Annotated in this window: 10 protein-coding genes and 1 other RNA gene; 8 read left to right on the plus strand and 3 right to left on the minus strand. The window is 58.2% G+C overall.

Annotation, left to right across the window (positions count from 1 at the left end):
- Nucleotides 1–16 precede the first annotated feature (16 nt).
- The 3 genes from N7V53_RS17350 to zapA form a co-directional block, all read right to left on the minus strand.
- The gene (locus N7V53_RS17350) at nucleotides 17–613 is read right to left on the minus strand and encodes a 5-formyltetrahydrofolate cyclo-ligase (RefSeq protein ID WP_034813673.1); all 597 of its coding nucleotides are present in this window, start codon (nucleotides 611–613) and stop codon (nucleotides 17–19) included.
- A 21-nt stretch (nucleotides 614–634) separates the two neighbouring features.
- Nucleotides 635–818, minus strand: a non-coding RNA gene (gene ssrS / locus N7V53_RS17355) — 6S RNA.
- 42 nt (nucleotides 819–860) lie between these two features.
- Entirely contained in the window at nucleotides 861–1,190 is a 330-nt protein-coding gene (gene zapA / locus N7V53_RS17360) for a cell division protein ZapA (RefSeq protein ID WP_023480874.1), read from the minus strand.
- A 227-nt stretch (nucleotides 1,191–1,417) separates the two neighbouring features.
- Here zapA and N7V53_RS17365 point away from each other — a divergent pair, with 227 nt between their 5' ends.
- The 8 genes from N7V53_RS17365 (at nucleotide 1,418) to N7V53_RS17400 (ending at nucleotide 11,466) form a co-directional block, all read left to right on the plus strand.
- The gene (locus tag N7V53_RS17365) at nucleotides 1,418–1,996 is read left to right on the plus strand and encodes a YecA family protein (protein WP_023480800.1); all 579 of its coding nucleotides are present in this window, start codon (nucleotides 1,418–1,420) and stop codon (nucleotides 1,994–1,996) included.
- A gap of 27 nt (nucleotides 1,997–2,023) precedes the next feature.
- Complete coding sequence (gene pepP / locus N7V53_RS17370; protein ID WP_279794218.1) at nucleotides 2,024–3,337, plus strand: Xaa-Pro aminopeptidase; 1,314 nt, start codon at nucleotides 2,024–2,026, stop codon at nucleotides 3,335–3,337.
- Nucleotides 3,334–4,512, plus strand: coding sequence for a 2-octaprenyl-6-methoxyphenyl hydroxylase (gene ubiH, locus N7V53_RS17375; protein ID WP_279794221.1), 1,179 nt, complete (start codon nucleotides 3,334–3,336; stop codon nucleotides 4,510–4,512). Before pepP ends, ubiH begins: the two co-directional genes overlap by 4 nt.
- A gap of 10 nt (nucleotides 4,513–4,522) precedes the next feature.
- A complete protein-coding gene (gene ubiI, locus N7V53_RS17380; protein ID WP_128482141.1) occupies nucleotides 4,523–5,725 on the plus strand; it encodes an FAD-dependent 2-octaprenylphenol hydroxylase in 1,203 nt (400 codons plus the stop codon).
- A gap of 423 nt (nucleotides 5,726–6,148) precedes the next feature.
- Complete coding sequence (gene gcvT, locus N7V53_RS17385; protein WP_279794226.1) at nucleotides 6,149–7,243, plus strand: glycine cleavage system aminomethyltransferase GcvT; 1,095 nt, start codon at nucleotides 6,149–6,151, stop codon at nucleotides 7,241–7,243.
- A gap of 24 nt (nucleotides 7,244–7,267) precedes the next feature.
- Nucleotides 7,268–7,657, plus strand: coding sequence for a glycine cleavage system protein GcvH (gcvH, locus tag N7V53_RS17390; RefSeq protein WP_023481002.1), 390 nt, complete (start codon nucleotides 7,268–7,270; stop codon nucleotides 7,655–7,657).
- A gap of 131 nt (nucleotides 7,658–7,788) precedes the next feature.
- Nucleotides 7,789–10,662, plus strand: a complete 2,874-nt coding sequence (gene gcvP / locus N7V53_RS17395) for an aminomethyl-transferring glycine dehydrogenase (RefSeq protein WP_279794232.1) — start codon at nucleotides 7,789–7,791, stop codon at nucleotides 10,660–10,662.
- Nucleotides 10,663–10,722: 60 nt separating this feature from the next.
- On the plus strand, nucleotides 10,723–11,466 hold the full coding sequence (locus N7V53_RS17400; RefSeq protein WP_279794315.1) for an SDR family oxidoreductase: 744 nt from the start codon (nucleotides 10,723–10,725) through the stop codon (nucleotides 11,464–11,466).
- The last annotated feature ends 142 nt before the right edge of the window (nucleotides 11,467–11,608 follow it).

Below are 11,608 nucleotides of genomic sequence, written 5' to 3' on the forward strand. Positions count from 1 at the left end.
CCGGGAGGGGAACAACCTACCACTCCCACACCGTTGATGGTGTGATCACCGCAGGCAGCGGAATATCCCACTCCTCCACCGGCAACTTCTCGACGCGCTGGCAATCATGGGCATAACCGACCGGCTGCACGCCATACGCGCGCCAGTTTTGCAGCGTTCTGTCGTAGAACCCGCCGCCCATGCCGAGGCGCTGCCCCTGTTCATCAAAGGCGACTAACGGCGTGATCAGCACGTCAAGCTGGCTCAGTGGAAGGACATCACGCACGTCCAGCTTCGGCTCCTGAATTTTCAGACGATTGGTCACCAGTTCGCTGTGCGGATGGTAGTGCAAAAAGAGCAGATTACCGGGACTGAAGGGGTGTAATACGGGAAGATAAACGCGTTTGCCGCTTCGCCAGAGCTGTTCGATCAGCGGTTGTGTATCGAGCTCGCCGTCAAAGGAGAGAAACAGGGCAACGGTGCGTGCCATGACAACAGGCGGCCAGGCCATCATGCGCAGTGCGGCTTGTTCAGCGAAATGGCGCTGCTGGGCGCTGGTGATTTCTCGTCGGCGTTGACGAATCTGTTTGCGTATTGCTTGTCGTGACGGAAGTGAATCGGGCAGTTGCGTCATGGTCGTTGTTGGTAGAAGAGGGGAATCTCCGAGATGCCGCCGCAGGCTGTAACCCTTGAACCCTTGGTTCAAGGTGAATGTGTCGTCATGATTTTAAGGCTTCTCGGACGGACCGAGCATGCTCACCAACCATGGATCGCCACACTCTGTTGGTATGAAATATCGGCTCAGGGGACTGGCCCGCTTGCAAACATCTCAGAGAATTTTTTAACTTCACTGTCAATCTACCATAGTTGACCTTGAAGTATTATTCAAACTTCGGCCCCGGTCTTTCCGTTATGCGACCTTGATCAAGTAAAGCCTGTTCAATGGTCTGCTGTAACATCTTAATACGCTGCTCCATGCTGGCGGCGTAATCACGGGTTTTTGCCTTTTCCTGAGCAAGCTCGTAGCTGATATTCAGCGCGGCGATAAACACCAACTGCTCAGTATTTGTGACTCTAGTGCGAACCTTCAGATCTTGCAACCGCTGATTCAGATCTTCCGCAGCCTGATTCAGCGCATCTATCTGCTCAGGCGGGCAGTTCACGCGGAGTGAACGGCCAAAAATTTGGATATCGACGGGTTGTGCAGACATGCCACCTTCCTGCTGTTTGACTGCGCTCTGCCTTCGCATTCGAGCCCTGGGCTGCGAAGGGGCGACACTATAAGCGACCCTGGTCCGTACTTTCAACTATTTTACGTCTATACCTTAAGTAATCCGCGTACATGCAATGGCATGTAACGTGAACCATCACGGGTATATCACCAGGGTCCAAAGTGGTAGCATACCATGAATATTTCCCCCAACGACGACGAATGCGCATGTCTATACAGAACGAAATACCTGGTTACAAGGAAGTAGGCCAGTTACTCAACCAACAAGGCGTGGGATTGCATCCTGCTGAAATGCATGGGCTGATCGCGGGGATGCTCTGCGGCGGCAACAAAGACACCTCATGGCAGCCGCTGCTGCATGATTTGACCAACGAAGGGCTGGCCTTCGGTCACGAACTGGCCCAGGCGCTGCGTGCAATGCATGCCGCCACCAGCGATTCGCTGGAAGATGACGGCTTTCTCTTTCAGCTCTACCTGCCGGAAGGCGACGACGTCAGCGTCTTTGACCGCGCCGATGCGCTGGCAGGCTGGGTGAATCACTTCCTGCTGGGTCTTGGCGTCTCACAGCCGAAGCTCGACAAAGTGACCGGCGAAACCGGTGAAGCGATTGACGACCTGCGCAACATAGCGCAGCTGGGCTACGACGAAGATGAAGATCAGGAAGAGCTGGAGATGTCTCTGGAAGAGATTATCGAGTATGTCCGCGTTGCGGCGCTGCTCTGCCACGATACCTTCACGCGCCAGCAGCCGACCGCACCGGAAGTGCGCAAGCCCACACTACACTAATTAGTTTTTTTACATGGAGGAGGTGTCATGACACAGCTTGAGTTTCTCCGTCGTCGCCAGGCTTTACTGGCGCAGATGGTTCCGGGTAGCGCGGCGTTGATCTTCGCCGCGCCGGAAGCGACCCGCAGCGCAGACAGTGAATACCCCTATCGCCAGAGCAGCGATTTCTGGTATTTCACCGGTTTCAACGAGCCGGAAGCGGTGCTGGTGCTGATCAAAAGCGATGACACCCACAACCACAGCGTGCTGTTCAACCGCGTGCGCGACAAGACCGCTGAAATCTGGTTTGGTCGCCGTCTTGGCCAGGAGGCCGCGCCGGAGAAGCTCGGCGTCGATCGCGCGCTGGCGTTCCCGGAGATTAACGAGCATCTCTATCAGCTGCTCAACGGCCTCGATGCGGTCTACCACGCGCAGGGCGAGTACGCTTATGCGGACACCATCCTCTTTGCCGCGCTCGACAAGCTGCGCAAAGGTTCGCGTCAGAATCTGAAAGCGCCCGCCACGCTGACCGACTGGCGACCCATCGTGCATGAGATGCGCCTGTTTAAATCCGCTGAAGAGATCGACGTGCTGCGCCGTGCGGGTGAAATTTCCGCGCTGGCCCATACCCGCGCGATGCAGGTGTGCCGCCCGGGTATGTTTGAGTATCAGCTGGAAGGCGAAATTCAGCATGAGTTCAACCGCCACGGCGCGCGCTTTCCCTCCTACAACACCATTGTTGGCGCGGGCGAAAACGGCTGCATCCTGCACTACACCGAGAACGAAAGCGAAATGCGCGCGGGCGATCTGGTGCTGATTGACGCGGGCTGCGAATACCAAGGCTATGCCGGCGATATCACCCGCACCTTCCCGGTCAGCGGCAAATTCACCCCGGCACAGCGCGAGATTTATGACATCGTGCTCGCCTCGCTGGAACGCGCGCTTGAGCTGTTCCGCCCCGGCACTTCAATTCAGGAAGTGACCGGCGAAGTGGTGCGCATCATGGTGAGCGGTCTGGTGAAGCTCGGCATTTTGCAGGGCGACGTTGACGAGCTGATTGCGAAAAGCGCTCACCGCGCCTTCTTTATGCATGGCTTGAGCCACTGGCTGGGGCTGGATGTGCATGACGTCGGTGTTTACGGTCAGGATCGCTCCCGCGAACTTGCGCCAGGCATGGTGCTTACCGTCGAGCCGGGGCTCTACATCGCACCGGACGCCGATGTACCGGAGCAGTATCGCGGCATCGGCATTCGCATCGAAGATGACATTGTCATCACCGATAGCGGCAATGAGAACCTGACTGCCAGCGTGGTCAAAAAAGCCGATGAGATTGAAGCGCTGATGGCGAAGGCGCGCGCATGAGCGTGATCATCGTTGGCGGCGGCATGGCTGGCGCAACCCTTGCGCTGGCGATTTCACATCTGACACAGGGCAAGCTTGCCGTTCATCTTGTGGAAGCGAACGCGCCCGGCGCGCAGGATCACCCCGGTTTTGACGCGCGTGCTATCGCGCTGGCGGCAGGCACCTGCCAGCAGCTGGAGCATATCGGCGTCTGGCAGGCGCTCGCCTCCTGCGCGACGCCTATCTCAACCGTACATGTCAGCGATCGCGGCCATGCCGGTTTCGTCACGCTGACGGCGGAAGATTACCGGCTTGATGCATTAGGCCATGTGGTTGAGCTGCATGATGTCGGGCAGCGGCTCTTTAAGCGGCTGCAAAACGCGCCGGGCGTTATGCTTCACTGCCCGGATCGCGTCGATCGCTTTACCCGCAGCCAGGAGCAGGTGACGGTGACGCTGCAAAGCGGCAAGCAACTCACCGGAGAACTGCTGGTGGCGGCAGACGGCTCGCGCTCATCGATTGCCGGGCAGCTCAATATCGACTGGCAGCAGTCGCCTTATGACCAGGCGGCGGTGATTGCCAATGTCACCACTTCAGTTGCCCATCATGGGCGCGCCTTTGAGCGCTTTACTGAACATGGCCCGCTGGCGATGCTGCCGATGTCGCAGGGGCGCTCTTCGCTGGTGTGGTGTCACCCGCGTGAGAAACAGCAGCAGGTGGCGAGCTGGTCAGACGAACAGTTTTGCGATGAGTTGCAAAAAGCTTTCGGCTGGCGTCTTGGCCGCATCCTGCATGCCGGAAAGCGCAGCGTCTACCCGCTGGCGCTCTCCACTGCCAGCTCATCCGTCTCCCATCGCGCCGTGCTGGTGGGGAATGCCGCGCAGACGCTGCATCCCATTGCCGGACAGGGCTTCAACCTTGGCATGCGCGATGTGATGACGCTGGCGGAAACCCTTTCGCAGGCCTTTATCGAACAGACTGATGTAGGAAGCTATCCGCTTTTGCTGCGTTATAACCAGCGTCGGCAGGCAGATAAAGCTGCCACCATCGGCGTGACGGATGGGCTGGTGCATCTCTTCGCCAACCGCTGGGCGCCGCTCGTTGTCGGGCGCAACCTCGGGTTGATGGCGATGGAACTATTTACCCCGGCGCGTGATGCGCTGGCGCAACGAACCCTCGGTTGGGTCGCCCGTTAAGGAGCTAAGAGTGCAGAGTGTTGATGTTGCGATTGTCGGCGGCGGCATGGTGGGTCTGGCATTAGCCTGCGGCCTGCAAGGGAGCGGGCTGCGCGTGGCGGTGCTGGAACAAACGGTTCCCGAGCCGCAGGCCGCGGATGCCCCTCCGGCGCTACGCGTCTCGGCGATTAACGCCGCCAGTGAAAAATTGCTGACCCATCTCGGCGTCTGGTCAAACATCGTTGCCGGGCCGGTCGGCTGCTATCACGGCATGGAAGTGTGGGAGAAAGACAGCTTCGGGCGCATCTCCTTTGATGATCTGAGTATGGGTTACAGCCATCTGGGCTACATCATTGAGAACACGCGCATTCACCACGCGCTGTGGGAGCAGGCGCAGCAGTGCAAAGATGTCACGCTGATTGCGCCAGCGGAGTTGCAGCAGGTCGCCTGGGGGGAGAACGAAGCGTTCCTGACCCTGAAAGAGGGCACTATGCTGACGGCGCGTCTGGTAGTGGGTGCTGACGGCGCTAACTCGTGGCTGCGCAACCGCGCGGACATTCCTCTCACCTACTGGGATTATCACCACCACGCGCTGGTGGCGACGATCCGCACCGCCGAGCCGCACCAGGCGGTGGCGCGCCAGGTTTTCCATAATGATGGCATCCTCGCGTTTTTGCCGCTGAACGATCCGCATTTATGTTCGATCGTCTGGTCGCTTCCGCCAGAGCAGGCGAAGGCGATGCAGGAGAGCAGCGCTGAGGCGTTCAACCAGGCATTGACCGTGGCCTTTGATAACCGGCTCGGGCTGTGCGAGCTTGAGAGCGAACGCCAGACTTACCCGTTAACCGGGCGCTACGCACGGCAGTTTGCCGGGCATCGGTTAGCGCTGGTGGGCGATGCGGCGCACACCATCCATCCTTTAGCTGGCCAGGGCGTTAACCTCGGCTTTATGGATGTGGCTGAGCTGATTGCTGAGCTGCGTCGTTTAAGCCGCGACGGCAAAGATATCGGTCAGCATCTCTACCTGCGCCGCTACGAGCGCAGCCGTAAACATAGCGCAGCGATGATGCTGGCAAGCATGCAGGGTTTCCGCGAACTGTTTGCCGGTGCGCATCCGGCGAAAAAGCTGCTGCGTGATATCGGCCTTAAGCTGGCTGATACGCTTCCCGGCGTTAAACCGCAGTTATTGCGTCAGGCTTTAGGGCTGAACGATCTGCCGGAGTGGTTACGTTAACTGCGTCACACTTTCCCTTCCCGGCCCCGGGAAGGGAAGCTCCCCTCTCATTTGAAATATTCTAATTTCACCCCCATTCTCAGATTAGTTTTTCTCATGTCGTTAATTTTGGCTCACGCGCTTTTTTGCTTTTAACTGGCAGTAAATGCTAATTACCCGCCCGATAAGCGCGCATAACCGACCTCTTATCCTCGGTTTGTGGGGATTTTTCGCTATATTCCACTGCGGTTATCTCAGCGCGTTTTGGTCATAAGCTAATGTGATGACCGGTTTTTCCTTATGGTTAAGCGCACCTTTCGGTGATAAGTTCAGGCCAAAGAGAACGTTTGCGTCACCGCCTGTAACAGGGCATCAACACGCTTTTTTGCCGCCTGAAACGCGTTGCGAAAAACGTGATAGCTCAGCGTATTCGATGAGGAAAAGATGGCTCAGCAGACCCCTTTATTTGAACAACATACTCAATGCGGCGCCCGCATGGTCGACTTCCACGGCTGGATGATGCCGCTGCATTACGGCTCGCAGCTTGATGAGCACCACGCAGTGCGCTCCGATGCCGGCATGTTTGATGTTTCACACATGACCATCGTTGACCTGAAAGGCAGCCGGACGCGCGAATTTCTGCGCTATTTGCTGGCAAACGATGTCGCGAAGTTGACTAAGCCTGGCAAAGCGCTCTACAGCGGTATGCTTAATGCCTCGGGCGGCGTGATTGATGATTTGATCGTCTACTACTTCACCGAAGATTTCTTCCGCCTCGTTGTTAACTCCGCCACCCGCGAAAAAGACCTCTCCTGGATTTCCCAACACGCCGAACCTTATGCCATCGACATCACCGTGCGCGACGATCTCTCGCTTATCGCGGTGCAGGGCCCGCATGCGCAGGAGAAAGCCGCCAGTCTGTTTACCGACGCGCAGCGCGAAGCGGTCTCTGGCATGAAACCCTTCTTCGGCGTGGAAGCGGACGACCTATTTATTGCCACCACCGGTTACACCGGTGAAGCCGGGTATGAAATTGCCCTGCCGAATGAAAAAGCCGCTGACTTCTGGCAAGGCTTGCTGAATGCGGGCGTAAAACCCTGCGGGCTCGGCGCGCGCGATACGCTGCGCCTGGAAGCGGGCATGAACCTCTACGGCCAGGAGATGGATGAAGGCGTCTCGCCGCTGGCGGCGAACATGGGCTGGACCATCGCCTGGGAGCCGCAGGATCGCGACTTTATCGGACGTGATGCCCTTGAGCAGCAGCGTGAAAAAGGCACCGAACAGCTGGTTGGCCTGGTGATGACCGAAAAAGGCGTACTGCGTAATGAACTGCCGGTGCACTTCACCGATGCGCAGGGCAATGTGCAGAAAGGGGTGATCACCAGCGGCACCTTCTCACCGACGCTTGGCTACAGCATTGCGCTGGCCCGCGTTCCGGCAGGGATCGGCGAAACGGCCGTGGTGCAGATCCGCAACCGCGAAATGCCGGTCAAAGTGACCAAACCTGTTTTTGTGCGCGCCGGCAAAGCGGTCGCGTAACGTTATTTTTCTGGAGAGAAAGCAATGAGCAATGTACCTGGCGATCTGAAATACAGCAAAGAACACGAGTGGCTGCGTAAAGAAGCGGACGGTAGCTACACCGTTGGTATCACCGAGCATGCGCAAGAGCTGCTGGGCGATATGGTGTTTGTAGACCTGCCGGACGTCGGCACCACCGTTAGCGCTGGCGACGACTGCGCCGTGGCGGAGTCGGTAAAAGCGGCATCCGATATTTATGCCCCCATCGGCGGTGAAATCGTTGCGGTCAACGACAGCCTGAATGATTCGCCGGAGCTGGTGAACAGCGCGCCGTATGGCGAAGGCTGGATCTTCAAAATCAAGGCCAACGATGAGGCGGAAGTCGAAGCGCTGTTAGACGCAACCGGCTATAGCGCCCTGTTAGAAGACGAATAATGGTGTGCCGGATGGCGCGATGCGTCTCCGGCCAACCTTTACGTCCATCAACAGGCCGGTGAAGCGTCGCGCTTTCCGGCAAGCCAGATCTTCGTTTTATCTATTACCGCACGTTTCAGGAATCCTCGCTCATGACTCAGACTTTAAGCCAGCTTGAACACCACGCCGCGTTTATCGGCAGGCATATTGGCCCGGACACCACGCAACAGCAGGAGATGCTGAACAGCGTCGGTGCAGAATCGCTCGACGCGCTGATCGGGCAGATCGTGCCGAAAGATATTCAGCTCGCTGCACCGCCGCAGGTGGGGGAGTCCACCACCGAATATGCCGCGCTTGCTGAACTGAAAACCCTGGCCCGCCGTAACAAGCGCTTTAAGTCTTACATTGGCATGGGTTACACCGCCGTGCAGCTACCGCCGGTGATCCTGCGTAATATGCTGGAGAACCCGGGCTGGTACACCGCTTACACTCCTTATCAGCCGGAAGTATCGCAGGGGCGTCTTGAATCCTTGCTCAATTTCCAGCAGGTAACCCTCGATCTGACCGGCCTCGATATCGCCTCCGCTTCGCTGCTGGATGAAGCGACCGCCGCCGCTGAAGCGATGGCGATGGCAAAACGCGTCAGCAAACTGAAAGGCGCGAACCGCTTCTTCGTCGCGGCCGATATTCACCCGCAAACGCTGGATGTGGTGCGCACCCGTGCCGAAACCTTCGGCTTTGAGGTGATTGTCGATGAGGCAGAGAAAGCCCTCGATCACCAGGATCTCTTTGGCGTGCTGCTCCAGCAGGTGGGGACTACCGGCGAAGTGCATAACTACAGCGCGCTGATTGCCGAGTTAAAATCGCGCAAAATCGTGGTCAGCGTTGCCGCCGACCTGATGGCGCTGGTGCACCTGACCGCGCCGGGCAAACAGGGCGCCGATATTGTTTTCGGCTCCGCGCAGCGCTTCGGCGTGCCGATGGGCTACGGTGGCCCGCATGCCGCCTTCTTTGCCGCGAAAGATGAATTCAAACGCTCCATGCCGGGGCGCATTATCGGCGTCTCCAAAGACGCGGCCGGTAACACGGCGCTGCGCATGGCGATGCAGACCCGCGAGCAACATATTCGCCGCGAGAAAGCTAACTCCAATATTTGTACTTCGCAGGTGCTGCTGGCCAATATCGCCAGCCTCTATGCGGTGTTCCACGGCCCGCAGGGGTTGAAACGTATTGCCGGGCGCATCCATCGCCTGACCGATATTCTCGCCGCTGGCCTGCAGCGCGGCGGTCTGAAGCTGCGTCACGCGCACTACTTTGACACGCTCTGCGTTGAAGTCGCGGATAAAGCCGCAGTGCTGGCGCGCGCCGAAGCCCATGAAATTAACCTGCGCAGCGACATTCTCAACGCCGTCGGCATTACGCTGGATGAAACTACCACCCGCGAAGATGTGCTGGCGCTGTTCAGCGTTCTGCTCGGCGATGCACATGGCCTTGAGATCGACGCGCTGGATAAAGAAGTTGCCCTCGACAGCCGCTCTCTGCCGGCTGAAATGGTGCGTGACGATGCGATCCTTACCCACCCGGTCTTTAATCGCTACCACAGCGAAACCGAGATGATGCGCTATATGCACTCGCTGGAGCGCAAAGATCTGGCGCTCAACCAGGCGATGATCCCGCTCGGCTCCTGCACCATGAAGCTCAACGCCGCGGCAGAGATGATCCCGATCACCTGGCCGGAATTTGCGGAACTGCACCCGTTCTGCCCGCCGGAGCAGGCGGAAGGTTATCACCAGATGATCGCGCAGCTCTCCGACTGGCTGGTGAAACTGACCGGTTACGATGCGCTCTGTATGCAGCCGAACTCCGGCGCGCAGGGTGAATACGCTGGTCTGCTGGCGATCCGCCACTATCACGAAAGCCACAATGAAGGGCATCGCGATATCTGCCTGATCCCAAGCTCTGCCCACGGCACCAACCCGGCTTCGGCGCAGATGGCGGGCATGCAGGTGGTGGTTGTAGCCTGCGATAAGAATGGCAACATCGATCTGGCCGATCTGCGCGCGAAAGCGGAGCAGGCGGGCGAAAACCTCTCCTGCATCATGGTGACCTACCCGTCAACGCACGGCGTCTATGAAGAGACAATCCGCGAAGTGTGCGAAGTGGTGCATCAGTTTGGCGGCCAGGTTTACCTCGATGGCGCGAACATGAACGCGCAGGTCGGCATCACCTCGCCGGGCTTTATTGGTGCGGATGTGTCGCACCTCAACCTGCATAAAACCTTCTGTATCCCGCACGGCGGTGGCGGCCCGGGCATGGGGCCGATTGGCGTGAAAGCGCATCTGGCACCGTTTGTTCCGGGTCACAGCGTGGTGCAAATTGAAGGCATGCTGACGCGTCAGGGCGCGGTTTCCGCTGCACCGTTTGGCAGTGCGTCGATCCTGCCGATCAGCTGGATGTATATCCGCATGATGGGTGCCGAAGGGCTGAAAAAGGCGAGCCAGGTGGCGATCCTCAACGCCAACTATATCGCCAGCCGCCTGAAAGAGGCCTTCCCGGTGCTCTACACCGGCCGTGATGGACGCGTGGCGCATGAGTGCATTCTCGATATTCGCCCGCTGAAAGAGGAGACCGGCATCAGCGAGCTGGATATCGCCAAGCGCCTGATTGACTACGGATTCCATGCGCCGACCATGTCCTTCCCGGTTGCCGGTACGCTGATGGTTGAACCAACAGAGTCTGAAAGCAAAGTCGAACTGGATCGCTTTATCGACGCGATGCTGGCGATCCGCGCTGAAATCGAACGTGTGAAACAGGGCGAGTGGACGCTGGAAGATAACCCGCTGGTCAACGCGCCACACACCCAGCATGAGCTGGTGAGTGAGTGGAACCACGGCTACAGTCGCGAGCTGGCGGTCTTCCCGGCGGGCGCAGTAAACAAATACTGGCCGACCGTGAAACGTCTGGATGATGTTTATGGCGACCGCAATCTCTTCTGCTCCTGCGTGCCGATGAGCGAATATCAATAATCGATTGATTCAACTATCTTTTAAGGGCGCTTCGGCGCCCTTTCTATTTGGGAGAAGATGATGGCAATTGCCTTAGTGAGCGGCGCAAGCCGGGGAATTGGTCGAGCCACCGCGCTGTTACTGGCGCAAGAGGGCTATACCGTGGCAGTGAATTACCATCGTCAGCGCGACGCCGCTGATGAAGTGGTAACAGCGATCCAGGCGCTGGGTGGCAAAGCGTTTGTAGTGCAGGCGGATATCAGTGATGAAAGTCAGGTTGAAGCGATGTTTGCGCGCATTGACGAAGAGGGGCTACCGCTGACCGCGCTGGTCAATAACGCCGGCATTCTGTTTCAGCAGAGCCGGGTGGAAGCGTTGAGCGCGGCGCGCATCAACCAGGTGCTGGCGACGAATGTGACGGGCTATTTCCTCTGCTGTCGCGAAGCGGTAAAGCGCATGTCGAAACAGCATGGCGGGCAGGGCGGCGCGATTGTGAATGTCTCGTCAGCCGCGGCAAGGCTTGGCTCGCCGGGGGAGTATGTTGATTATGCGGCGTCAAAAGGGGCGGTAGATAGTTTAACCACCGGTCTGTCGCTGGAGGTCGCGGCAAGCGGCATCCGCGTAAACGGCGTGCGTCCAGGGTTTATTTATACGGAGATGCATGCCAGCGGCGGCGAACCGGGACGCGTCGATCGCGTCAGCAGTGCCATTCCGATGCAGCGCGGCGGGCAGCCGGAAGAGGTGGCGCAGGCGATTGCCTGGCTGTTAAGCGATAAAGCCTCCTATGTGACAGGAAGCTTTATCGATCTGGCCGGGGGAAAGTAGCGTTTTTATGCCTGATGGCGCTTCGCTTATCAGGCCTACAAATTGAATGCAGCGCAATGCTCTTGTAGGCCGGATAAGGCGCAGCTGCCGTCCGGCAACGTTCAAACGTGGTGCAAATCTGTCGTAGGCCGGATAAGGCGCA

The organism is Kosakonia sp. HypNH10, from assembly GCF_029850615.1.
In the GTDB taxonomy this organism is placed as follows: domain Bacteria; phylum Pseudomonadota; class Gammaproteobacteria; order Enterobacterales; family Enterobacteriaceae; genus Kosakonia; species Kosakonia cowanii.